This window comes from Agrobacterium sp. S7/73 (assembly GCF_019355535.1).
GTDB classification, from domain to species: Bacteria; Pseudomonadota; Alphaproteobacteria; order Rhizobiales; family Rhizobiaceae; genus Agrobacterium; species Agrobacterium tumefaciens.
On record NZ_CP072137.1, the window covers coordinates 653,073 to 676,027 of the forward strand.

Genomic DNA, 22,955 nt, shown 5'->3' on the forward strand with positions numbered 1-22,955 from the left:
TATTAATTTAGAACAACAGGAGAAACCGATGAGTGCCGTGAGAATCAACGAACGTCTGACGGTCGCAGGCCAGCCGGATATCTCCGACTTTTCATCGCTTTCCGATCAGGGCTACAAAAGCATCATCAATGCCCGGCCGGATGGCGAAGAGCCCGGCCAGCCGGGCAATGAACATGAAAAAAGCGCCGCCAATGCTGCGGGTCTTGCCTACAGTTTTATTCCGGTCAATGGCCCGACTATTACCGAAGCCGATATTCGTGCCTTTCAGCAGACGATGACCGAGGCAAAAGGCCCCGTATTCGCCCATTGCAAGGGTGGAGCTCGGGCGCTAACGCTTTATGTGCTTGGCGAAGCGCTGGACGGGCGCATGAAACAAAGCGAGATCGCGACTTTCGGCCAACAGCATGGTTTCGATCTTTCCGGCGCCGTCCGCTGGCTGGAGCGGCAGGCTGCGGCAAAGCCGCACGTCAAGGCTTTCTTCGATCCGAGCACATCGAGCGTGCAATATGTCGTTTCCGACCCCGCAACCCGGCGCTGCGCCATCATCGATGCGGTCTACGATTTCGACGAGAAATCGGGGGCGACCGGCACGGTGAATGCCGATGCCATTCTGGCCTATGTCAAGGAGCAAGGCCTGTCGGTGGAATGGGTTCTGGACACGCATCCGCATGCCGACCATTTTTCCGCCGCGCACTATCTCAGCCAAAGAACCGGCGCGAAAACGGCAATCGGCGCCAAGGTCACCGGTGTGCAGCGGCTGTGGCAGGAGAAATATAACTGGCCCGATCTTGAAACAGACGGCTCGCAATGGGACCGGCTGTTTGAAGCGGGAGACCGGTTCAACATCGGCTCGCTGGAAGCTCGCGTGCTGTTTTCACCCGGACATACGCTTGCCTCCGTAACCTACGTGGTGGGCGACGCCGCATTCGTGCATGACACTCTTTTCATGCCTGATTCCGGCACGGCGCGCGCCGATTTTCCAGGCGGCAGCGCCAGAGAACTCTGGGCATCCATTCAGGAGATTCTCGCCCTTCCCGACGAAACGCGGCTTTTCACCGGACACGACTATCAACCCGGTGGCCGCGCGCCCAAATGGGAAAGCACTGTTGGAGAACAGAAACGCGGCAATCCGCATCTGGCTGGCATGACAGAGGAAGGCTTCATCCAGCTGCGTGAGGCGCGGGATCGCACCTTGCCGATGCCGAAGCTCATTCTGCACGCCTTGCAGGTCAATATCCGTGGCGGGCGCCTGCCTGAGCCGGAGGCCAATGGCAAACGTTATCTGAAGTTCCCGCTTGACGTGCTGGGGGGCAGCACATGGTAAAGGAAAACATGCGGAAACAGATACCTGATATCACCGAAATCCCGCTTGCCGAGATGGAGGAACGCGCAGTCGAGGTCGCCATACTCTTGAAGACACTTGCCCATCCCGCGCGGCTGATGCTCGCCTGCACGCTGGCGCAGGGGGAGTTTTCTGTTGGCGAGCTGGAAGCCAAGCTGGATATCCGCCAGCCCACACTTTCCCAGCAACTTGGGGTTTTGCGTGAGGCGGGCGTTGTTGAAACGCGGCGCGAGGCCAAACAGATCTTCTACCGGTTAACCGAGGAAAAAGCGGCGCAGCTGATCGAGGCTCTCTATACCATCTTCTGTGCGCCGGAGGAAAACCCGTGACAGCCTATTGGCCCTCTCTATTCGGCGGTATGCTGCTCGGCCTCGCGAGTATTCTTCTGTTTCTCTTTAACGGCCGCATCGCCGGTATCAGCGGCATCCTGGGCAATGTGCTCGGCAAGGAACGGCGCTTGACGGATGTGGCCTTCGTCGCAGGTTTGCTGACAGGCCCGTATCTTTACGCCGCCGCATTCGGCCGCTTTCCCGCGCTCACCATATCTGCACCCTGGCCGCTGATCGTCATTGCTGGGCTGCTGGTGGGGTTCGGTACGCGCATGGGATCCGGCTGCACATCCGGCCATGGCATCATGGGTCTTGCTCGATTTTCCCGGCGCTCCATCACCGCCACTGCCATCTTCCTGATCACCGGTATCCTTGCCGCTACGATAACCGGAGCGCTGTCATGAAAAATCAGGTCATGGCGCGTTTCGTGGTGGCACTTGCGGCCGGGGCACTGTTCGGATTTGGCCTCTCCCTGTCCGGCATGATCGATCCTGCCCGCGTTTCAGGCTTTCTCGACGTGGCAAGCGGCCATTGGGATCCGAGCCTGATGTTCGTTCTCGGCGGTGCGGTTTTGGTCGCCGTGCCGGGCGTTCTGTTGTGCCGTTTCCTTGCCAAACCAGTTCTCAGTGCTGAATTTCACCTTGCCGCCAAAACTCGGGTCGACGCGCCGTTGGTTGTGGGCTCGGCTATTTTCGGCGCAGGCTGGGGGTTTGCCGGTTTCTGCCCCGGCCCGGCGATATCGGCGCTTGCTCTCGGCCTAATGCCGGTCATTCTCTTCGTTTGCGCCATGATCGCCGGCATGCTCGTTCACGACCGAATCTACGCCAAACGGTAGGCATTTCCGCCTTGCCTGGACATGCGCGAGAGCAGCAGGCTCTCGCGCATCATCGCTGGATTACAGGTCGATCAGGCTTTTGCCCGTCATTTCCGCAGGCAGCGGCACATTCATCAATTGCAGCAGCGTGGGAGCGACATCGGCAAGGATACCGTCATGCAGCTTCGCGCCTTCAGGTCCGCCGAACAGGATCACCGGCACCGGATTGGTGGTGTGCGCGGTGTGCGGGCCACCAGTTACCGGGTCAACCATGGTTTCACAATTACCGTGGTCGGCAATCACCAGCATGGCGCCGCCAACCTTTTCCAGAGCGGCAACGACTGCGGCGAGCCCCCGGTCCACGGCTTCGCAAGCCTTGATCGCGGCTTGCAGATCGCCGGTATGGCCCACCATGTCGGGATTGGCGTAATTGGTGACGATGAGATCGTAACCCTTGCCGATCGCCTCGACGAATTTCTCCGTCACCTCAGGCGCGCTCATTTCCGGCTGCAGATCGTAGGTCGCAACCTTGGGAGACTTCGGCATGAAGCGGTCTTCGCCCACTTCAGGTTCTTCCTTGCCACCATTCAGGAAGAAAGTGACATGCGGATATTTTTCCGTCTCGGCCAGTCGGAACTGCCGCAGACCCTGCTTGGCAACCCACGCGCCCAACGTATTTTCGATATCGCGCTTAGGGTAAGCCGTCGTCATGAAGGTCGCATGTTTGGTGGAATATTCCACCATGCCAAGCAGCGCCGAAAGCACTGGCTTTTCACGGACAAACCCGTCGAAATCATCCGCACCGATAGCAAGCAGGATTTCACGAGCGCGGTCGGCACGGAAATTCAGGCAGAAGAGACCGTCGCCCGATTTGAAGCCTTCGTAACCATCGATGACCGTTGGCAGGATGAATTCGTCCGTAACATCATTTTTGTAGCTTGCGGCAACGGCGCTCACCGCGTCCGGCGCATGTTCGCCCCGGCCGAGAACCATGGCGTCATAGGCCTTTTCAACACGCTCCCAGCGATTATCGCGGTCCATCGCATAATAACGGCCGATCACCGTGCCAATGCTGGCGCCTTGCGGCAGGCTTGCCGCAAATGCGGCGACGAAGCCTTCCGCGGACTGCGGCGCGACATCGCGACCATCGGTGATGGCGTGCACGACGACCTTCAAACCCAGATCGGTCAGCAGCTTCACCGCCGCCCGACCGTGGACGATGTGGCCGTGAACGCCGCCATCGGAAACGACGCACATCACATGCGCCACGCCGCCCGCAGCCTTCACCTTGGCGGCGAAATCGAGCATCGCAGCGTTCCTGAAAAAGCTGCCGTCTTCGATAGCCAGATCGATCTGGCCAAGATCCATGGCGACGATGCGACCGGCGCCGATATTGGTGTGTCCAACTTCCGAATTGCCCATTTGCCCGGTGGGCAGGCCGACATTCGGGCCGAAGGTGGTCAGCCGCGCATTCGGGCAGGTGGCGAAAAGCCGATCCATGGTGGGCGTGTTTGCCAGTACCGGCGCATTGCTGGACGTGTCCTCGCTCAGTCCCCAGCCATCGAGAATAGTCAGGACAACGGGTTTGGGAGTGCTCATGAAAGGACCTTCTTCTTCATTCGGTTGCCGACGAACAGCGAAGCGCTGGGCACCGGAGCGCCCCCGTCCGCCACTATGATCATGATGAGAAAACACGCTTCTCGTTCTTTCTCTTCTATACTCGAAGATCGCGAACGCAAGCCTATACCGACACCGAAACAGTTCCGTGAAGCTGAAGTGCTTCACGGAAGAAAATCCTTTTCGAACGAAGCTCAGCCGTCGATGAAGATCAGCGCCGGCTTTTCCAGCAGCGCCTTGATGGCCTGAATGAAGACGGCGGCATCCCAGCCGTCGACGACTCGGTGATCGAAGCTGGAGGAGAGGTTCATCATCTTGCGCGGCACGAAACCGCTGCCATCCCAGACCGGTCGCGTCACGATCTTGTTCACGCCGATGATCGCCACCTCCGGGTGATTGATGATGGGCGTCGAAACGATACCGCCAAGGGGGCCAAGCGAGCTGATTGTGATGGTGGACCCCGTCAACTCGTCCCGTTGCGCGGCGCCGGTGCGCGCCGCCTCGGCCACGCGCACAACTTCAGCAGCACACTCCCAAAGGCCGAGCGCTTCCGTGTGGCGAACGACCGGGACCATCAGCCCCGTAGGTGTCTGCGTGGCTATGCCGATATGCACCGCTTCGTAGTGACTGACGACCCCTTTTTCGTCATCGAAGGTGGCATTCATGCCGGGATGATCGGCGACCGTTTTCACAAGTGCGCGCATCAGGAACGGCAGGATCGTCAGTTTCGGCTGTCCTGACCGGCGGTTGCCATTCATGGTCGTGCGCAAATCCTCCAGATCGGTCACGTCGATTTCCTCGACATAGGTGATGTGGGGAATGCGGGAGACAGAAAGCGTCATCTTCTCGGCGATCTTGCGCCTAAGCCCTGTCACCTTCACCTCTTCGACAGCGCTATCGCGGGAAGCTATCGGCGCAGCGGGCCGCTCAGATTGCGACCGTGCGGTCAGAAATGTATCGAGATCGGCGTGGGTGATATGCCCGTCCGGCCCTGTTCCCCTCACTTGTCCGAGATCGATATCGAGATCGTCGGCGCGCTGGCGAACGGCTGGCGACGCCAGAGGTTTATGGTGTTCCACCTCAGGGGAAGGCGGCGCATCCTGTATTTCGCGGGCGGGCTGGATTTCAGCCGCTGGCGGCTCTTCCGTCATGTCGGATGGCGCTTCCGGCTCGGTCACATCCGCGGGGGCAGCAGCAACAGCGGAGGCATTGGTTTCGATGCGCACCAGCGGCGCCTTAACCGCCACCGTATCACCCACCTCCGCTGCCAACCATGTGACGACGCCCGCAACCGGCGATGGGATTTCAACCGTCGCCTTGTCGGTCATCACAGCGGCCAGCACCATATCCTCGTGCACGGGATCGCCGGGTTTGACATTCCATTCCACCAGTTCGGCTTCCGCAACACCTTCGCCGACATCAGGCATAGTGATAACAAATTCCGCCATCTTCAGGCCTCCATGACTTCGACGAGAGCGCGCCCGACGCGGGCCGGCCCCGGAAAATAATCCCACTCCTGCGCGTGGGGATAAGGCGTATCCCAACCAGCCACACGGACGACCGGTGCTTCCAGATGATAGAAGCAGTGCTCCTGTACCAGCGACACGACCTCCGCACCGAAGCCTGACGTGAGCGTTGCCTCATGCACCATGACGCAGCGACCGGTCTTGGCAACGGACTTCACAATGGTGTCCAGATCGAGTGGCAAAAGGCTGCGCAGATCGATGATCTCGGCATCCACGCCCGTTTCTTCCGCTGCGGCGAGCGCAACATGCACCATGGTGCCGTAAGCGATGACAGTGACATCCTGCCCGGCGCGGCGGATTTCGGCCTTGCCGATCGGAATGGTGTAATGTCCTTCCGGCACCTCGCCCATCTCGTGCTTCGACCATGGCGTTACCGGCCGGTCGTGATGGCCGTCGAAGGGGCCGTTATAAAGCCGCTTCGGCTCCAGAAACATCACCGGATCCGGGTCTTCGATCGAGGCGATCAGCAACCCCTTGGCGTCGTAAGGATTGGAGGGAACCACCACCTTTAGCCCGCAGACATGGGTAAAAAGCGCCTCCGGGCTCTGACTATGCGTTTGCCCGCCAAAAATGCCGCCGCCGGTCGGCATGCGCAGGACTATGGGGCAGGTGAAATCACCATTGGAGCGATAACGAATGCGCGCCGCTTCCTGGGTGATCTGGTCATAGGCCGGGTACATGTAATCCGCGAACTGGATTTCTACGCAGGGGCGCAGGCCATAAGCGGCCATGCCGATGGCCGTGCCGACAATACCGGATTCGCTGATCGGCGCGTCGAAACAGCGGGTCTTGCCATATTTGCCCTGCAAGCCCTGCGTCGCACGAAACACGCCGCCGAAATAGCCCACATCCTCACCGAAAACCACCACATCGTCGCTGCGCTCCATGGACACATCCATGGCGCTGCGGACGGCTTCGATCATCGTCATTCTTGTCATGTCTCACCACCCTGCCTTCTGGCGCTGGCGGGCGAGATGCGGCGGCATCTCGGCGTAAACGCCCTCGAAAATATCCTTCTTTGGCGGCTTACGGCCCTCATGCAGCGTACCGTGGCTTTCCGCCTCACGCTGCGCCTCAAGCACCTCGTCGGCAATTTCCGCTTCCGCCTGCCGGTGCCGCTCCTCCGACCAGACGCCGCGCAGGATGAGATGTTTCTTCAACCGCAGAACCGGGTCACCCAGTGGCCATGCCTCGGACTCGGTCTTGGGGCGATAGGCGCTCGGATCGTCGGAAGTGGAATGCGCACCGACACGGTAGGTCACGTATTCGATCAGCGTCGGTCCGAGATTGCGCCGCGCCCGCTCCACCGCCCAGCGTGCCACGGCATAAACGGCGAGATAATCGTTGCCGTCGACCCGGAGCGCCGGAATGCCGAAGCCCAGGCCTCTGGCCGCAAAGGTGCCGGAACCGCCGCGCGCGATACCCTGAAAGGTGGAAATGGCCCATTGGTTGTTGACGATGTTGAGTATGACCGGCGCCTTGTAGGTGGAGGCGAAGACCAGCGCCGAGTGGAAATCCGATTCCGCCGTTGAGCCGTCACCGATCCATGCTGCCGCGATCTTCGTATCGCCCTTGATGGCAGATGCCATCGCCCAGCCGACCGCCTGCACATATTGCGTGGCAAGATTGCCGGACACGGTGAAGAAGCCATGCTCCTTCGAGGAGTAAAGAACCGGCAATTGCCGCCCATGCAGCGGGTCCAGTTCGTTGGAATAGATCTGGTTCATCATGGTGACGAGCGGGTAATCGTCGGCGATCAGCAGACCCGCCTGCCGGTAGGTCGGGAAATTCATGTCGCCTTTGGAGAGCGCCTTGCGGAAGGCGCAACTGACCGCTTCCTCACCCAGATGCTGCATGTAAAAGGAGGTCTTGCCCTGCCGCTGTGCCATCAGCATGCGGGCATCGAAAGCCCGCAGCCGCATCATGTTCTTCAGGCCGACGAGCAAATCCTCATCCGAAAGCAGCCCGGCCCACGGGCCGACAGCCTCACCCTGATGATTGAGGACGCGGATGATGGAATAGGCCAGATCGCGCATGTCTTCAGGTGCTGCGTCCACCTCCGGGCGTGGCACGGAGCCGGCCTTGGGTATCTTCACATTGGAGAAATCCGGCTGGTCGCCTGGCCGCACCGCTGGTTCGGGAACATGCAGGCTGAGATGCGTGGTTTCGGTAATATCCATTCTACTCCTCCCATCGCCATCTCCTCCAGACGACGAAACAATTTTCAGAGGTTTCGCGCGATGACCATGCGCTGGACATCGCTGGTTCCCTCGTAAATCTGGCAGATGCGCACATCGCGATAGATCCGTTCCACCGGATAATCCGCCATGTAGCCGTAACCGCCGTGAATCTGGATGGCGTCCGAGCAGACACGCTCCGCCATTTCCGAGGCAAAGAGCTTGGCCATCGAGGCCTCCGAGAGGCAGGGCTCGCCCGCTTCCTTCAGCGCCGCCGCATGCAGCACCAGTTGCCGCGCCGCCGTTATGCGCGTTGCCATATCCGCAAGCCTGAACGCCACGGCCTGATGCTCGATGATGGCTTGCCCGAAGGCCTTGCGCTCGCGGGCATAATCCCGCGCCGCCTCGAAAGCCGCCTGCGCCATGCCAACCGCCTGTGCGGCAATGCCGATACGACCGCCTTCCAGATTGGCGAGCGCGATGCGATACCCCTGCCCCTCTTCACCGAGCCGCAATTCGGCTGGGACCGCCATGTCGGTAAAGGCAATCTGGCAGGTATCCGAAGAATGCAGACCGAGTTTTTCCTCGATCCTGATTACCTCGTAACCGGGCGTATCTGTCGGCACGATGAAGGCCGTGATACCTTTTTTGCCGGCAGCCGGATCGGTGATGGCAAAAACGATGATGACATCGCCGTTCTTGCCCGACGTGATGAACTGTTTTGCGCCGTCGATGATATAGCGGTCGCCATCGCGCCGCGCTTTTGTCTTCAGATTGGAGGCGTCGGAACCGGCCTGCGGTTCGGTCAGCGCAAAACCGCCGATCCATTCGCCGGAGGCGAGCTTGGGGAGGAAGCGCTGCTTCTGCTCTGCCGTGCCGAATTTCAGGATCGGCACGCAGCCAACCGAATTGTGGACGCTCATGATGGTGGAACAGGCGCCGTCACCGGCAGCGATTTCCTCCAGCGCCAGGGCGTAGGCGACAGCACCGGTTTCCGACCCGCCATAGTCCTCCGAGACCAGCATGCCGAGAAAGCCGAGTTCACCCATTTCTTTCAGCTCGTCTTTCGGGAACCGGCTTTCCCGGTCGCGCGCGGAAGCGCCGGGGGTGAGCCGCTCGCGGGCGAAATCGCGGGCCATGTCCCTGATCTGTTGCTGGGCTTCGTTCAGGATCATCTCCGCCTCCCTTCAGTGCCGCTCGACCGCAAGCGCAGTCGCCTCGCCGCCGCCGATGCAGACGGCGGCAACGCCGCGTTTCAGTCCGTGACGCTGCAAAGCGGCCAGCAACGTGACGACGATGCGTGCACCGGAAGCCCCGATGGGATGGCCGAGCGCGCAGGCGCCGCCATGCACATTCACCTTCTCATGTGGCAGATCGAGATCACGCATGGCCGCCATCACCACAACCGCGAAAGCCTCGTTGATTTCGAACAGATCGACATCCTTCGCCGACCAGCCGGTTTTTTCGAACAGCTTTGTCATCGCGCCGATGGGAGCCGTCGGATATCTGGCAGGTGCATCCGCATGGGATGCCTGACCGATAATGGTCGCCAGCGGTGAAAGGCCTCGTCTTTCCGCTTCGGAACGGCGCGTGACAACGAGAGCGGCTGCGCCATCCGAAATAGAACTGGAATTCGCCGCCGTCACCGTTCCGCCGTCGCGAAAGGCGGGCTTCAGCTGCGGTATCTTTTCCGGCTTTGCCTTCCCCGGCAACTCGTCCACGCCATCATCGCCAACAGGCGCGATTTCCGCTTCGAACGCACCTTCCTCTATGGCGCGTCGCGCCCGTTCCAGTGAGGCGAGCGCAAAATCATCCTGCATCGCGCGAGTGAATTGATACTCTTGCGCGCAATCTTCAGCAAAAGTCCCCATCAGCCTGCCCTTGTCATAGGCGTCTTCGAGACCGTCGAGAAACATGTGGTCGGTGAGCTTGCCGTGGCCAAGACGATAGCCGTTGCGGGCGCGGTCCAGCAGATAAGGGGCGTTGCTCATGCTTTCCATGCCACCTGCAAGCACGATGGAAGAGCTTCCCGCCGCAAGCTGGTCATGTGCCAGCATGATCGCTTTCATGCCCGAGCCACACATCTTGTTGATTGTTGTTGCGCCAACCGAGTTGGGAATGGCGGCGGCAATCGCTGCCTGTCTGGCAGGAGCCTGTCCCTGCCCGGCTGAGAGCACGCAGCCCATCAGCACATCGTCAATGTCAGCGGAAGAAATTGCAGCACGTTCGACGGCCGCGCGGATTGCCGCCGCCCCAAGATCGGACGCCGCCACCGATTTGAATTCGCCCTGGAACCCACCCATAGCAGTACGGGCGGCCCCGACGATAACGACAGGGTCATGCACAGCCAAATTCACCTCCCTTGGCCATCCTCCCACCGAGAGAACGACCGTCATCGCAATCTCCTCCAGACCGCGACTGACGTGAACGCTATCACTATCTCGAATTCATTTCAAAGCTATTTTGATTGACAGTTTTTTGATTGGCGATATCTTTGATCCAACAATTAGTCATATCATAGAGCAAATGATCCATGATTGAGCTCGACAGTTTCGACCAGAAGATTCTCCATGTGCTTGGCGATGACGGGCGTGTGAGCTGGCGCGATCTGGCAGCCCGGATCGGGCTTTCCTTCACGCCGACACTGCGCCGCGTGCGCAAGCTGGAAGAAGAAGGCATCATTCGCGGTTATACCGCCGTGTTCGATGAGAACCGGCTGCTCGGCAATATGGGCGTCTTCATTTCCGTCACGCTGGAACGGCAGATAAAGGAAGCGCTGACGACGTTCGAGCACCATGTCGCCTCCATTCCGGAAGTGGTGGGCGGCTACCAGACGAGCGGCAGTTCCGACTATCTCATTCATGCCATGGTGCGGGATCTACCGCATTATCAGCAGCTTCTGGATTTCCTGACCACGGTTCCCGGTGTGTCGCGCATCCAGTCCAATTTCGCCATCAAGACATTCGTGCGCCGTTCCGCCGCCTTCACCGGAGGTGACGCGCCATAAATGAGAGTTGCCAGCACGGAGGAGGTGCTGGCCGCTGACGAGAGGGACGGAGACAAATGGCCGTCCGGAGGAGGAGACGCGATGAGTTTGAACCTCGCCGCCATTTTCGATGCCGATCTCGGCCCGGAAATCGCAGCATTGCGCGACAGCGCAAGAGCATTCGCAGACGATGAAATAGCGCCGCTCGCAGCAGAAATCGATCGCAACGATCAGTTTCCGCGCCAGCTCTGGCCGCGGATGGGTGAACTCGGTCTGCACGGTATTACCGTTTCGGAGGAATTCGGCGGTGCTGACATGGGCTATCTCGCTCATTGCGTGGCGATGGAGGAGATAAGCCGCGCTTCCGCGTCCATCGGCCTGTCCTATGGCGCCCATTCCAACCTCTGCATCAACCAGATTCATCGCTGGGGAACGGAAGAGCAGAAGCGGCGATATCTGCCGAAGCTGGTTTCGGGCGAGCATGTCGGTTCGCTCGCCATGAGCGAGACGGAGGCCGGCTCGGATGTCGTCTCGATGCGGCTGAAGGCGGAACGTAAGGGCGACGTCTATGTGCTGAACGGCACAAAGATGTGGATCACCAACGGTCACGAGGCAGACACGCTGGTTGTCTACGCCAAGACGGACATGTCCGCCGGTGCGCGTGGCATCACGGCCTTTCTGATCGAAAAAGGCTTCAAGGGTTTTCGCCCCGCACAAAAACTCGACAAGCTTGGCATGCGCGGCTCACCCACCTCCGAACTGGTGTTTACGGATTGCGAGGTCCCGGAGGAAAACCTCCTCGGGCGCTTGAACGACGGCGTGACGGTGCTGATGAGCGGGCTTGATTACGAGCGCGCGGTGCTGGCTGCCGGCCCTGTTGGCATCATGCAGGCGGCTATCGATCTGGTGCTACCCTATGCGCGCGAGCGCAAGCAATTCGGCAAGCCGATCGGCGAATTCCAGCTGGTGCAGGGAAAGCTTGCCGATATCTATTCGGCCATGAACGCCTCCCGCGCCTATGTCTATGCCGTGGCGCGCGCCTGCGACAATGGCCGCATCACAAGGCAGGATGCGGCAGGTGCGATCCTGTTTGCCGCCGAGCGGGCGACGCGAGTTGCACTGGATGCAATCCAGCTTCTCGGCGGTTCCGGCTATGTCAATGAAAGTCCGGCCGGGCGGCTGCTTCGGGACGCCAAGCTTTATGAAATCGGCGCGGGCACCAGCGAAATCCGCCGGATGCTGATCGGCCGCGAACTGGTCAAAGGCAATGGGTGAGGAATGCGATGAAGCTTACATCCAGTCTGAACCGCGATCCTACCTTTTCCGCCAACGTCACCTTCATGTCGGGCCTGGTGGATGACCTGCGGCAGCATGTCGAAAAAATCTCCAAGGGCGGCGGCGACAAGGCGCGCGAACGGCATCTGTCACGCGGCAAATTGCTTGCGCGCGACCGGATAGAAGCACTGCTCGATCCCGGGAGTCCGTTTCTCGAATTCTCGCAATTCGCAGCATACGAGGTCTACGACGAACCCGTTCCGGCCGCCGGCATCGTCACCGGCATCGGCCGGGTCGCAGGCCGTGAATGCGTCATCGTGGCCAATGACGCGACGGTGAAAGGCGGCACCTATTATCCGCTGACGGTCAAGAAACATCTGCGCGCGCAAGAGATCGCTGCCGACAACCACCTGCCCTGCATTTATCTGGTCGATTCCGGCGGTGCGAACCTTCCCAATCAGGACGAGGTTTTTCCCGACCGCGATCATTTCGGCCGCATCTTTTACAATCAGGCCAATATGTCGGCGGCAGGCATCGCCCAGATCGCAGTCGTGATGGGAAGCTGTACGGCTGGTGGGGCCTATGTGCCGGCTATGAGCGACCAGTCCGTGATCGTCAAAAATCAGGGCACGATCTTCCTCGGCGGTCCGCCGCTGGTGAAGGCCGCAACGGGCGAAGTGGTGACTGCGGAAGAACTGGGTGGCGCGGATGTGCATTCGCGGCAATCCGGCGTGACTGATCACTATGCCCACGATGACCGCCACGCGCTTTCGCTGACCCGAAGGATCGTCTCCACCCTCAACCGCCGCAAACGCGTGGAGCTGGATATTCGCGAACCCGCAGAACCGCTTTATCCATCGGAGGAGCTTTACGGCATCGTGCCCACCGATACGCGCAAGCCTTTCGAGGTGCGCGAGATCATCGCGCGTCTGGTGGATGGCTCCGAATTCGACGAGTTCAAGGCGCTTTATGGCACGACGCTTGTGTGCGGTTTCGCCCATATCCACGGTTATCCCGTCGGCATCGTCGCCAATAACGGCATTCTGTTTTCGGAATCGGCGCTGAAGGGCGCGCATTTCATCGAACTCTGCTGCCAGCGCGGCATTCCCCTGGTTTTCCTGCAGAACATAACCGGCTTCATGGTCGGCAAGGCCTATGAGGCCGATGGTATCGCCAAGGATGGCGCCAAGCTCGTTACGGCCGTTGCATCGGCTAAAGTGCCGAAATTCACCGTCATTATCGGCGGCTCCTTCGGTGCGGGCAATTACGGCATGTGCGGGCGCGCCTATTCGCCGCGCTTTTTGTGGATGTGGCCGAATGCGCGCATTTCCGTCATGGGCGGCGAGCAGGCGGCATCCGTTCTGGCGCAAATCCGGCGCGACGGCATCGAGGCGGATGGCCGCCACTGGTCCAAGGAGGGCGAGGAGGCGTTCAAACAGCCGATCCGGGAAAAATACGAGCGGGAAGGTCACCCCTATTATGCCAGTGCAAGGCTGTGGGACGATGGCATCATCGACCCGAAGGACACCCGCCTCGTGCTCGGCCTTGGCCTGTCGGCCGCGCTGAACGCGCCGATTGAACCCACCCGTTTCGGCATATTCAGGATGTGAGGCGACGATGTTCTCAAAAATACTGATCGCCAACCGCGGCGAAATCGCCTGCCGGATCATCCGCACCGCCCGCAAGATGGGCATCCGCACCGTCGCGGTCTATTCGGATGCCGACCGCGACGCCATGCATGTGGCGCTGGCCGACGAGGCCATTGCGATCGGTCCTGCACCTGCCCGCTCGTCGTATCTCGATGCTGAAAAGATCATCGCCGCCGCACAGGCAAGCGGCGCGCAAGCCATTCATCCCGGTTACGGTTTTCTCTCGGAGAATGCCGGTTTCGCCGAAGCCTGCGCCTCTGCCGGCATCATTTTCATCGGCCCGACACCCGATGCCATCCGCGCCATGGGCGGAAAAAGCGAGGCGAAGGCGCTTATGGCGCAGGCGGGCGTTCCCGTGGTGCCCGGCAATCACGGCGAGGATCAGGCCGACGAAAAGCTTGCCGGCGAGGCAGAAGCCATCGGCTATCCGGTTTTACTCAAGGCTTCAGCTGGCGGCGGTGGCAAGGGCATGCGCGTTGTCCGTGAAAAGCGTGAATTTGCGGCAGAGCTCGCCGGCGCAAAACGCGAAGCGCTCGCCGCCTTCGGCAATGACCGTATGCTGATCGAGAAATATCTGGAACGGCCGCGACATGTGGAGGTGCAGGTCTTTGCCGATGGCCATGGCAATTGTCTTTCGCTTTTCGAGCGCGATTGCTCGATCCAGCGCCGGCACCAGAAAGTCATAGAGGAGGCCCCTGCCCCCGGCCTGCCCGATACGCTCAGGCAACGCATGTACAACGCGGCGGTGGCCGCCGCCCGCGCCATCGACTATCGCGGGGCTGGAACGGTGGAGTTCCTGCTCGACCCGTCCGGCGCGTTCTATTTCATGGAAATGAACACCAGGCTTCAGGTCGAGCATCCGGTCACGGAATATATTACCGGGCTCGATCTGGTAGAATGGCAGATCCGTGTTGCGAATGGAGAGGCGCTGCCGGACGACTGGGGCAATCTGCGCATCAACGGCCATGCCATCGAGGCACGGATTTACGCCGAAGACCCGACGCATGATTTTCTGCCGTCAATCGGCACGGTCAGCCACCTCGCCTTTCCGGAAGAAGGACCTCACCTTAGGATAGATAGCGGCATACGCACCGGCGACGCCATCAGCGTGCACTATGATCCGATGATCGCCAAGCTGATCGTCTGGGACTACGACCGTCCGTCTGCCGTGCGGCGTCTGCGTCTTGCACTCGAAAAACTGGCGATTTGCGGCGTCACCAGCAATGCCGCCTTTCTGACACGGCTTGCGGGGCTGGACGCTTTCGCCGCCGCCGAACTCGATACCGGCTTCATAGCCCGCAACGAAGCGGCGCTCTTTGCCCCCGGAGCCACGAGCGAGAACGAAATAGCTTTGGCCACGCTCGGCCTGCTTCTCTCACGCCGGAACGGGGCCAAGCCGCAGGCCGATCCTTATAGCCCTTGGAACAATACGAACTCTTTCCGCCTCAATGCGCCAGCGCGGGAAACCCTGCGTTTCGTCCTGGATCAACAGCCGGTCGATGTCGCCGTTACACATGAGCCAGATGGTTTTTCACTGGAGATCGGCACGCGGGCAATCCGCGCTCATGGCAGCATCTCACAAGACGGCGCACTGCGGGCGACCGTCGATGGCAGGCAAAGGCAGTGCCGTTTCTTTGCCAGCGATAACGGCCACGCGCTTTTTCTGGATGGCGAGCACTATCGCATCAGCCAGCCCGACCCGGTCGATGTAGCTGATACCTCCACCCATACCGGCGGTCTGGAAGCCCCGATGCCCGGCGTCATCCGCGCCATTCTAAGCAAGCAGGGCGCAGCGGTTGAGGCCGGTGACGCGCTTGTGGTGATGGAGGCGATGAAAATGGAGCACACTATCCGTGCGCCAGCAAAAGGCACCGTCACCGCCATCAACTGCGCCGAAGGTAATATGGTCGAAGCCGGCGCCATGCTGGTGGATTTCGAACCGGAGGGCGCATGAGATGGCCTTGCCCAAAACCGTCAAGATCGTCGAGGTCGGCGCACGTGATGGCCTGCAAAACGAAACTGCTGAGGTTCCCACCGCCTTCAAGATCAGGTTGATCGAGCGGCTGGCTGCGGCCGGATTGGCGGCGGTGGAGGCAGGAGCCTTCGTTTCGCCAAAAAAAGTTCCGCAAATGGCAGGGTCGAAGGAGGTGCTTCTAGGCCTCAAACGACATCCCAATACCGGCTATCCGGCGCTCGTTCCCAATATCAAGGGTTTCGAGGCCGCCGTTGAAGCCGGTGTGACGGAGATAGCCGTTTTCGTCTCCGCATCCGAAGGCTTCAGCCAGCACAATATCGCCTGTTCGCGCGCCGAAAGCCTCGAGCGCCTGCGCGATGTTTCGGAGGCAGCGGCCAGCCGTAACATCCGCATGCGCGGCTATGTCTCCTGCATCGCCGGTTGCCCCTATGACGGCGCGGTCGCACCCGATGATGTGGCGGCGATGGCCGAAGCGCTTGTCGCCATGGGATGCTACGAAATCTCGCTCGGCGATACGATTGGCGTCGGCACGGCCGGGCAAATCCGCAAGCTCATCCAACATGTATCGACCCGCATCCCGCGCGAAAAACTCGCCATGCATTTCCACGACACCTATGGGCAGGGCGTCGCCAATGTGCTGGCTTCGCTTGAGGAAGGTATTTGTGTGTTCGACAGTTCCGTGGCCGGGCTCGGCGGTTGCCCCTTTGCGCCGGGCGCAAGCGGCAATGTCGCCACCGAAGACGTTATTTATCTGCTGCACGGGCTTGGCATCAAAACCGGCATCGACCTGATGGCGGTGGCGAGAACGGGAGACTGGATAAGTCGCCATCTCGGCAGGGCAAATGCGGCACGCGCAGGTAAGGCACTGCTTGCCGTAAAGATGGAGGATAATGCACATGGTGGGTGAGCTGTTGAGCGAGAAGCGCAAGGACGTTCTGTGGCTGACGCTTAACCGGCCGGACGTCCACAACGCCATGAACGCCGCGATGACGGACGCCTTGACGCATGCGATCCGGACGGCCTCCAGCGACGGCGACCTGCGTGCCGTGGTGATAACGGCGGCGGGCGACCGTAGCTTCTGCTCAGGGGCCGATCTGAAGGAAAGCGCTGGTGGCATGTTCCTCTCGCGAGACGGAACGAACCCCATCGCCAATGTGATGCGCGCTATCGAGACCTGCAACAAAATCGTCATCGCCCGCGTCAATGGCCGGGTGCTGGCGGGTGGGCTAGGCCTCATCGCGGCCTGCGATCTCGCTTATGCCGCCGATCATGCTGAGTTCGGCCTGCCGGAAGTTCGCGTCGGCCTTTTCCCGGCCATGGTGGCGGCGAAACTTCTGGCCAAAATACCGCTGAGCCGCCTCCACGAAATGGCCTATCTGGGGCAACCGGTCACCGCCGCAGAGGCCGAAGGCATCGGCCTCATCAACCGCACGGCGCCACGTGCCGAACTCGATGGCGTGATCGAGGGGGTACTCGCCCGCTTGCGGCAGAACGCGCCGGGCGCAGTCGCCGCCGGAAAGGCAGCGCTGCTGACGATGCGCGACATGCCGGCCAGTGAACGGCTCGCCTTTGCCGAAAGCGTCATCGCGAAGATCAGCAGCAGCGAGGAGGCGCGCGAAGGCAGAGACGCCTTCGCTGGAAAACGCCCGCCGCTCTGGGCTGGCGGGTCCTGAACCACCGCTCAAGGTCTTAATCGATATAATGCCCACAGCCGCGTTGACCCCGTTCGGCAAATCGAGTTCTATCCACCACCTTTCGCCGGAGGGCGATCGGGGAGCTGGAGGAGAACCTATGCGCCTTGTAAAAACCGTCGCCGAGTTGCGCGGTCTGACCGCCAAGTTTCGTCGCGATGGCAAGACCGTCGGCTTCGTGCCGACCATGGGTTTTTTGCATATCGGCCATCTGACGCTGGTTGCCAGGGCGAAGACGGAGAACGACGTGACGGTGGTCTCGATCTTCGTCAATCCGCTGCAATTCGGAGCCAATGAGGATCTTGCCCGTTACCCCCGCGATCTCGCCCGCGATAGCGCGCTGCTGGAAGAGGCAGGTGTCGACATTCTTTTCGCACCCGAGGTTACGGAGATGTATCCGCGCCCGATGCAGACCGTGGTGGATGTGCCGGAACTGGGAAGCCAGTTGGAAGGTGCGGTACGGCCGGGGCATTTTGCCGGGGTTACGACTGTTGTCACCAAGCTTTTTAATCTCGTGCAGCCGGATGCCGCCTATTTCGGAGAAAAGGACTACCAGCAGGTAACGCTGATCCGGCGCATGGTGGACGATCTCGCCCAGCCAGTCCGCATCGTTCCCGTCGCCACCGTACGTGAGGCGGATGGGCTCGCCTGCTCCTCGCGCAATGTCTACCTGAGCCTTGAAGAGCGTGCCGCCGCCGTAATTGTGCCGCGCGCGCTTGATGAGGCCGAGCGGCTGTACAATGAGGGCTGCGACGACCCGGACGCGTTCGAAGCAGCAATAGAAAAATTCATCGCCACCGAGAAGCTGGCATTGCCCGAAGTCGTGGCGGTGCGCGATCCCGACACGCTGGCCCCCGTGGCTTCGCTGCAGGCGCGGCCTGTGCTGGTGGCACTGTTTGTGCGGGTCGGCAGCACCCGCCTTCTCGACAACCGCGTCATCGGACGTGATAAAACTGGCAAACAGGAGGCTGCACGATGAGCACGCACGCGAAACAGAAGCGGCTGACGACAGCCTCCATCAAGCAAATGAAAGGCGGTGCGCGCATCGTCTGCCTTACTGCCTATACGACGCCGATTGCCCGCCTGCTCGATCCGCATTGCGACCTGCTGCTGGTTGGCGATTCAGTCGGCATGGTACTTTATGGCATGGACACGACGGTCGGCGTCACCCTGGATATGATGATCGCCCATGGCCGCGCCGTCATGCGTGGTGTGGAACACGCCTGCGTCATCGTCGATCTCCCCTTCGGGACCTATCAGGAATCAAAGGAACAGGCGTTCCGCAACGCCGTGCGGCTGATGCAGGAAACCGGCTGTGATGGCGTGAAGCTGGAAGGTGGTGAGGAAATGGCCGAAACCATCGCCTTTCTCGTGGCGCGCGGCATTCCGGTGTTCGGCCATGTCGGGCTGATGCCGCAGTTGGTCCACACCGCCGGAGGTTTCCGCTCTCTTGGACATTCAGATGCGGAAACGCAGAAAATCTGGCGCGATGCGATTGCGGTCGATCAGGCCGGTGCTTTCGCCATTGTCGTGGAGGGTACCGTCGAGCCGCTTGCGCGCGAATTGACCGAAAAACTCTCCGTCCCGACTGTCGGCATCGGCGCATCACCAGCCTGCGATGGGCAGGTGCTGGTTTCCGACGACATGCTCGGTCTCTTCACCGATTTCAAACCGAAATTCGTCAAACGTTTCGCCGATCTGGGTGCGACCGTTTCACAGGCAGCAGCAGGTTATGCCGAAGAGGTGCGCTCCGGCGCGTTTCCGGGGCCGGAGCATACGTTTCAGGTCCGTAGGCAATCGCCTTCGGCGGAGTGAGGGAACGGCGCAGATGAGGTGGTGAGGTGGTGACATACACCTTCACCTTCGTCACGCTCGGGCTCGTCCCGAGCATCTGCTACCTATCTATTTTGTGAAATGTCGGCAGATCCTCGGCACAAGGCCGAGGGTGACGTCGCGTTTGCGGCAAGGTTTGTAAGTAGGCTCGGCTTCTCCGCCTATCCCCTCAAACCCCAACCCCTAAACAATCCCGCCGCTGCCACCGACCGAAGCCGGGCGTTCCGCCGCAACCCGTTTGCGATAACCACTGGCCCGGTAGGTGGCAACAGGATCGATCGCGCCGCCCGCCAACTGCCTTGCTTTAGCGAGAACCGGCTCGACATCGGTGCGATAGGCCCGTTTCAGCGTATCGGAGGCCATCAACGCATCATTGTCTTGCTGGTAGCCATCCAAAGCCGCGCGATCCACCAGCAGCGCCTGCGCATAGGCGCGGCGGATTTCGTTGGCACTGGAAATCAGGCTTTCGATTGGGTCGGTCACATTGTGCGACTGGTCGATCATATGGGCGGGATGGAAGCCCTTCACGCCACGATGTTCGGCATCTACCAGCTCGTTGAAGACGAGGAACAGGCGGTAAGGCTCGATGGAGCCGGCATCCAGATCGTCATCGCCATATTTCGAATCGTTGAAGTGGAAACCACCGAGCTTGCCGAACTGGATGAGCCGGGAGACGATCATCTCGATATTGGTGTTCGGCGCATGGTGACCGAGATCAACGAGGCAGAACGCCTTTTCACCGAGCGTATTAGCGATGAGGTAGTTGGTGCCCCAATCCTGCACGACGGTGGAATAGAAAGCCGGCTCGAACATCTTGTGTTCGGAAAAGATGCGCCAGTCATCCGGCAGCGCCTTGTAGATATCGGCCATGGCCGCGAGATAGCGCTCGAAACTTCTGGTGAAATTGCTCTGGCCGGGGAAGTTGGAACCATCGCCCACCCACACCGTCAGCGCCTTGGAACCAATTGCCTTGCCAATCTCGATACATTCGATGTTGTGCTCCACGGCTTGGCCCCGCGTTGCGGCATCGGTGTGGCTGAGCGAACCGTATTTGTAGGAATGGCTCTGATCCGGTGCATCCGAGAAGGTATTGGAATTCATGGCGTCGAAGCCGAGACCTAGCGTGTCGGCATGGTCCTTCAAACGCTTCGGGTCCTGCTTGTCCCACGGAATATGCAGGGAGACATTCGGGGTCGCCCGTGTCAGCTGGTTGATGACGGCGCAATCATCCAGCTTGTCAAAAATGCCGCGGGGCTCACCTTCGCCCGGAAAGCGGGCGAAACGGGTGCCGCCGGTGCCGACGCCCCAGGATGGAACAGCGACGAAGAATTCCGCGACCTTGGCGGTGACAGCATCGATATCGATGTTGCGGCGCGCAAGCTGGTTGCCCAGCGCATCGTAGTCGTCCTTCAGCGCGGCGGCGCGCTTGTCGTTTTCGGCCGCGATCACATCGGCGGCGATTTTGGTGTCGGTCATCTCTTCCTCCCCGGAATCGGTCCAGTGCATGCTCGATCATCGCCCCCTCCGTCATTCCGGCCTAAGCCGTAATGACGGAGGTGAGACGTGCCGAAATTCCTACCGCGTAAAGCTCTGCGCATTGCCGGCATCGACATTGATGATATTGCCGGTTGATTTGGCCGACGCGTCGGACGCCAGGAAGTAGATCGCTTCGGCGATGTCTTCCGGGAACACATTGAGCTTCAGCATAGAGCGCTTGCGGTAATGTTCCTCCAGATCGGTCACCTCGATCTTCGACGAGGCCGCGCGCTGCTCGCGCCACTCGCCGTTCCAGATCTTCGAACCGCGCAGAACGGCATCGGGATTGACGGTGTTGACTCGAATGCCGGCTTCCGCCCCTTCCAGAGCAAGGCAACGGGCAAGATGGATTTCCGCCGCCTTGGCCGTGCAATAGGCAGAAGCATTGGGCGAAGAGGCAAGACCGTTTTTAGAGGCGACGAACACCACGTTGCCGCCGAGATTTTGACGCCTGAGTAGCCGGAATGCTTCTCGCGACACGAGGAAATAACCCGTCGCGAGAATATCGATATTCTTGTTCCACATGGCAAGCGTCGTGTCTTCCACCGGTGCAGAAGAGGCGATGCCGGCATTGGAGACGAGAATATCCACACCGCCAAATTCCACGCTCGCTTCCGCAAAGGCGGAAATGACCGCGTCTTCCTGCGTCACATCCAGCTTGACGCTGCGCACCGCATCAGCACTGTAGCGCTTCGCGAAATCGCCCTTGGCCGCTTCCAGCGCCGCCTCGTCAATATCGGCGAGAACAACGCAGGCGCCCTCCGCTGCCAGCCTTTCCGCCGTCGCCCGGCCGATGCCGCCGGCGCCACCGGTGACAAAGGCCACGCGTCCGGCAAGGCTTTTCGGCTTCGGCATGCGCTGCAGCTTTGCCTCTTCCAGCAGCCAATATTCGATATCGAAGGCTTCCTGTTCGGGTAGGCCCTGATATTCGGACACGGTGGAAGCGCCGCGCATGACGTTGATGGCGTTGACGTAAAATTCACCGGCGATACGTGCGGTTGCCTTGTCCTTGGCAAAGGACAGCATGCCGACACCGGGGATCAGGAAAATCACCGGGTTCGGGTCGCGCATATCAGGCGAATTATCATGGCGGCACGCCTCATAATATCTGACGTAGTCGGCGCGGTAGGCCTCTAGCGCCTTGTCGAGACCGGCTGTCAGCGCATCCACATCGGGATTTGCCGTATCGAGATCGAGGATCAGCGGGCGGATTTTCGTTCGCAGGAAATGATCCGGGCAGGAGGTGCCGAGATTTCCGAGCGGCTTCAGATCCTTCGAATTGACGAATTCCAGAACCGCGTCCTGATCATCGAAATGGCCGAGCTTGCGCTCCTTGCGGCCGATCCGACCACGGATTTCCGGCATCAACCGCGCAGCAATCGCGCGGCGTTCGGCAAGTGGCAGGCTCCTGGCAACGGCACCGCCGAAAATCGTCTTGCCTTCGGTCTTGGCCGCAAACCATTCGATCGCCTTGTTGATGATGGCGAGCGTCAGTTCGTAACATGTCTTGGCGTCGTTATCCCAGGTGAACAGACCGTGGCTTTCCAGCACAACGCCCTTGGCCTCGGGGTTGGCTTTTACGAAAGCCTCGAGATCGAGACCCAGTTGGAAACCGGGACGGCGCCAGGGAAGCCAGCCGATGTCATCGCCAAAGATCTGCTGCGTCAGTTCTTTCGAATTTTTGGAGGCGGCAATCGCGATGATCGCATCCGGATGCATGTGATCGACATGATCAAAAGGCACGAAGCCGTGCAGCGGCGTATCGATGGAGGCGGCGCGTGGGTTGAGGTTGAAGGTGCAATGCGGCAGGAAGCCGACCATGCGGTCCTCATCCTCGACACCCTTGTAAATGCCCTTTAGCGCTTCCAGCTTGTCGAGATAAAGCGTCGCAAAACCATCGAGCTTGATGGTACCGACATCGCCGCCGGACCCTTTAACCCACATGACGCGGACTTTCTCGCCCGTCAGCGGATCGGTTTCGAGCACCTTCGCGGATGTGTTTCCGCCGCCATAATTGGTGATGCGCTTGTCGGCGCCAAGCAGATTGGAGCGATAAAGCAGCTTGCCAGGCTCATCGAGCGTTTTGGCATAGGCATCGTCCCAACGGCTTTCGAGAAGGCGGGATTTTCCCGTCATGTCTTCCTCCCAAGTCAAGTCTGCATTCGCGGGTGCCGAGATCGGTCCGCCTCCGTTGACGGCAGATAT

Annotated in this window: 20 protein-coding genes; 12 read left to right on the plus strand and 8 right to left on the minus strand. The window is 60.3% G+C overall.

Annotation, left to right across the window (positions count from 1 at the left end):
• Positions 1 to 28: 28 nt before the first annotated feature.
• The 4 genes from blh to J5276_RS17920 are packed head-to-tail and all read left to right on the plus strand — an operon-like array spanning position 29 to position 2,506.
• Positions 29 to 1,324, plus strand: coding sequence for a bifunctional sulfur transferase/dioxygenase Blh (blh, locus tag J5276_RS17905; RefSeq protein WP_174012031.1), 1,296 nt, complete (start codon positions 29 to 31; stop codon positions 1,322 to 1,324).
• Complete coding sequence (gene bigR / locus J5276_RS17910) at positions 1,318 to 1,671, plus strand: sulfite-sensing transcriptional repressor BigR (protein ID WP_003511171.1); 354 nt, start codon at positions 1,318 to 1,320, stop codon at positions 1,669 to 1,671. Before blh ends, bigR begins: the two co-directional genes overlap by 7 nt.
• Positions 1,668 to 2,075: a YeeE/YedE family protein gene (locus J5276_RS17915; protein WP_003511172.1), complete on the plus strand. Its 408-nt coding sequence runs from the start codon at positions 1,668 to 1,670 to the stop codon at positions 2,073 to 2,075. Before bigR ends, J5276_RS17915 begins: the two co-directional genes overlap by 4 nt.
• Entirely contained in the window at positions 2,072 to 2,506 is a 435-nt protein-coding gene (locus J5276_RS17920; RefSeq protein WP_013761694.1) for a YeeE/YedE family protein, read from the plus strand. Before J5276_RS17915 ends, J5276_RS17920 begins: the two co-directional genes overlap by 4 nt.
• A 60-nt stretch (positions 2,507 to 2,566) precedes the next feature.
• On the opposite strand, the gene gpmI is transcribed toward J5276_RS17920, so the two are convergent.
• The 6 genes from gpmI to J5276_RS17950 all read right to left on the minus strand — a co-directional run bounded on the left by gpmI (position 2,567) and on the right by J5276_RS17950 (position 10,108).
• Positions 2,567 to 4,084 carry a 2,3-bisphosphoglycerate-independent phosphoglycerate mutase gene (gpmI, locus tag J5276_RS17925; protein WP_019564782.1) on the minus strand — a complete coding sequence of 506 codons (1,518 nt, stop codon included), beginning with the start codon at positions 4,082 to 4,084 and terminating at the stop codon, positions 2,567 to 2,569.
• A 212-nt stretch (positions 4,085 to 4,296) separates the two neighbouring features.
• Positions 4,297 to 5,550 (minus strand): dihydrolipoamide acetyltransferase family protein, encoded by a 1,254-nt coding sequence (locus J5276_RS17930; RefSeq protein ID WP_019564783.1) that lies wholly within the window; start codon positions 5,548 to 5,550, stop codon positions 4,297 to 4,299.
• 2 nt (positions 5,551 to 5,552) lie between these two features.
• Complete coding sequence (locus J5276_RS17935; RefSeq protein WP_013761697.1) at positions 5,553 to 6,566, minus strand: alpha-ketoacid dehydrogenase subunit beta; 1,014 nt, start codon at positions 6,564 to 6,566, stop codon at positions 5,553 to 5,555.
• Positions 6,567 to 6,569: 3 nt separating this feature from the next.
• Positions 6,570 to 7,808 (minus strand): 3-methyl-2-oxobutanoate dehydrogenase (2-methylpropanoyl-transferring) subunit alpha, encoded by a 1,239-nt coding sequence (locus tag J5276_RS17940; protein WP_003511177.1) that lies wholly within the window; start codon positions 7,806 to 7,808, stop codon positions 6,570 to 6,572.
• 44 nt (positions 7,809 to 7,852) lie between these two features.
• Positions 7,853 to 8,980, minus strand: a complete 1,128-nt coding sequence (locus J5276_RS17945; protein WP_065704306.1) for an acyl-CoA dehydrogenase family protein — start codon at positions 8,978 to 8,980, stop codon at positions 7,853 to 7,855.
• Positions 8,981 to 8,992: 12 nt separating this feature from the next.
• Positions 8,993 to 10,108 (minus strand): acetyl-CoA C-acyltransferase, encoded by a 1,116-nt coding sequence (locus J5276_RS17950; protein ID WP_065704532.1) that lies wholly within the window; start codon positions 10,106 to 10,108, stop codon positions 8,993 to 8,995.
• A 230-nt stretch (positions 10,109 to 10,338) separates the two neighbouring features.
• On the opposite strand from J5276_RS17950, the gene J5276_RS17955 reads away from it, so the two are divergent.
• The 8 genes from J5276_RS17955 to panB all read left to right on the plus strand — a co-directional run bounded on the left by J5276_RS17955 (position 10,339) and on the right by panB (position 19,196).
• Positions 10,339 to 10,812 (plus strand): Lrp/AsnC family transcriptional regulator, encoded by a 474-nt coding sequence (locus tag J5276_RS17955; protein ID WP_003500312.1) that lies wholly within the window; start codon positions 10,339 to 10,341, stop codon positions 10,810 to 10,812.
• 81 nt (positions 10,813 to 10,893) lie between these two features.
• Positions 10,894 to 12,066, plus strand: a complete 1,173-nt coding sequence (locus J5276_RS17960; protein WP_035199562.1) for an isovaleryl-CoA dehydrogenase — start codon at positions 10,894 to 10,896, stop codon at positions 12,064 to 12,066.
• Positions 12,067 to 12,074: 8 nt separating this feature from the next.
• Positions 12,075 to 13,676: a carboxyl transferase domain-containing protein gene (locus tag J5276_RS17965; protein WP_065704308.1), complete on the plus strand. Its 1,602-nt coding sequence runs from the start codon at positions 12,075 to 12,077 to the stop codon at positions 13,674 to 13,676.
• Between the two features lie 7 nt (positions 13,677 to 13,683).
• Positions 13,684 to 15,669: an acetyl/propionyl/methylcrotonyl-CoA carboxylase subunit alpha gene (locus tag J5276_RS17970; protein ID WP_209159629.1), complete on the plus strand. Its 1,986-nt coding sequence runs from the start codon at positions 13,684 to 13,686 to the stop codon at positions 15,667 to 15,669.
• 1 nt (position 15,670) lies between these two features.
• On the plus strand, positions 15,671 to 16,597 hold the full coding sequence (locus J5276_RS17975; protein WP_065704312.1) for a hydroxymethylglutaryl-CoA lyase: 927 nt from the start codon (positions 15,671 to 15,673) through the stop codon (positions 16,595 to 16,597).
• Complete coding sequence (locus J5276_RS17980; RefSeq protein WP_065704315.1) at positions 16,587 to 17,363, plus strand: enoyl-CoA hydratase-related protein; 777 nt, start codon at positions 16,587 to 16,589, stop codon at positions 17,361 to 17,363. Before J5276_RS17975 ends, J5276_RS17980 begins: the two co-directional genes overlap by 11 nt.
• Before the next feature lie 118 nt (positions 17,364 to 17,481).
• The gene (panC, locus tag J5276_RS17985; protein ID WP_065704317.1) at positions 17,482 to 18,360 is read left to right on the plus strand and encodes a pantoate--beta-alanine ligase; all 879 of its coding nucleotides are present in this window, start codon (positions 17,482 to 17,484) and stop codon (positions 18,358 to 18,360) included.
• The gene (gene panB, locus J5276_RS17990; RefSeq protein WP_003511192.1) at positions 18,357 to 19,196 is read left to right on the plus strand and encodes a 3-methyl-2-oxobutanoate hydroxymethyltransferase; all 840 of its coding nucleotides are present in this window, start codon (positions 18,357 to 18,359) and stop codon (positions 19,194 to 19,196) included. The genes panC and panB overlap by 4 nt, the downstream gene beginning before the upstream one ends.
• Before the next feature lie 201 nt (positions 19,197 to 19,397).
• Here the strand turns inward: panB and rhaI are convergent, their stop codons facing one another.
• Positions 19,398 to 20,690, minus strand: coding sequence for an L-rhamnose catabolism isomerase (gene rhaI / locus J5276_RS17995; RefSeq protein ID WP_003511194.1), 1,293 nt, complete (start codon positions 20,688 to 20,690; stop codon positions 19,398 to 19,400).
• Positions 20,691 to 20,789: 99 nt separating this feature from the next.
• Positions 20,790 to 22,886 (minus strand): bifunctional rhamnulose-1-phosphate aldolase/short-chain dehydrogenase, encoded by a 2,097-nt coding sequence (locus J5276_RS18000; RefSeq protein ID WP_065704319.1) that lies wholly within the window; start codon positions 22,884 to 22,886, stop codon positions 20,790 to 20,792.
• Positions 22,887 to 22,955: the final 69 nt, after the last annotated feature.

What these genes read in the sequence shown, in the direction of transcription:
- gpmI (WP_019564782.1), bottom strand. Translation starts at nt 4,084, where the DNA reads ATGAGCACTCCCAAACCCGTTGTCCTGACTATTCTCGATGGCTGGGGA.
- bigR (WP_003511171.1), top strand. Translation starts at nt 1,318, where the DNA reads ATGGTAAAGGAAAACATGCGGAAACAGATACCTGATATCACCGAAATC.
- J5276_RS17975 (WP_065704312.1), top strand. Translation starts at nt 15,671, where the DNA reads ATGGCCTTGCCCAAAACCGTCAAGATCGTCGAGGTCGGCGCACGTGAT.
- J5276_RS17980 (WP_065704315.1), top strand. Translation starts at nt 16,587, where the DNA reads ATGGTGGGTGAGCTGTTGAGCGAGAAGCGCAAGGACGTTCTGTGGCTG.
- blh (WP_174012031.1), top strand. Translation starts at nt 29, where the DNA reads ATGAGTGCCGTGAGAATCAACGAACGTCTGACGGTCGCAGGCCAGCCG.
- J5276_RS17970 (WP_209159629.1), top strand. Translation starts at nt 13,684, where the DNA reads ATGTTCTCAAAAATACTGATCGCCAACCGCGGCGAAATCGCCTGCCGG.
- J5276_RS17935 (WP_013761697.1), bottom strand. Translation starts at nt 6,566, where the DNA reads ATGACAAGAATGACGATGATCGAAGCCGTCCGCAGCGCCATGGATGTG.
- rhaI (WP_003511194.1), bottom strand. Translation starts at nt 20,690, where the DNA reads ATGACCGACACCAAAATCGCCGCCGATGTGATCGCGGCCGAAAACGAC.
- J5276_RS17955 (WP_003500312.1), top strand. Translation starts at nt 10,339, where the DNA reads ATGATTGAGCTCGACAGTTTCGACCAGAAGATTCTCCATGTGCTTGGC.
- J5276_RS17930 (WP_019564783.1), bottom strand. Translation starts at nt 5,550, where the DNA reads ATGGCGGAATTTGTTATCACTATGCCTGATGTCGGCGAAGGTGTTGCG.
- J5276_RS17965 (WP_065704308.1), top strand. Translation starts at nt 12,075, where the DNA reads ATGAAGCTTACATCCAGTCTGAACCGCGATCCTACCTTTTCCGCCAAC.
- panB (WP_003511192.1), top strand. Translation starts at nt 18,357, where the DNA reads ATGAGCACGCACGCGAAACAGAAGCGGCTGACGACAGCCTCCATCAAG.
- panC (WP_065704317.1), top strand. Translation starts at nt 17,482, where the DNA reads ATGCGCCTTGTAAAAACCGTCGCCGAGTTGCGCGGTCTGACCGCCAAG.
- J5276_RS17950 (WP_065704532.1), bottom strand. Translation starts at nt 10,108, where the DNA reads ATGGGTGGGTTCCAGGGCGAATTCAAATCGGTGGCGGCGTCCGATCTT.
- J5276_RS17960 (WP_035199562.1), top strand. Translation starts at nt 10,894, where the DNA reads ATGAGTTTGAACCTCGCCGCCATTTTCGATGCCGATCTCGGCCCGGAA.
- J5276_RS17920 (WP_013761694.1), top strand. Translation starts at nt 2,072, where the DNA reads ATGAAAAATCAGGTCATGGCGCGTTTCGTGGTGGCACTTGCGGCCGGG.
- J5276_RS17940 (WP_003511177.1), bottom strand. Translation starts at nt 7,808, where the DNA reads ATGGATATTACCGAAACCACGCATCTCAGCCTGCATGTTCCCGAACCA.
- J5276_RS17945 (WP_065704306.1), bottom strand. Translation starts at nt 8,980, where the DNA reads ATGATCCTGAACGAAGCCCAGCAACAGATCAGGGACATGGCCCGCGAT.
- J5276_RS18000 (WP_065704319.1), bottom strand. Translation starts at nt 22,886, where the DNA reads ATGACGGGAAAATCCCGCCTTCTCGAAAGCCGTTGGGACGATGCCTAT.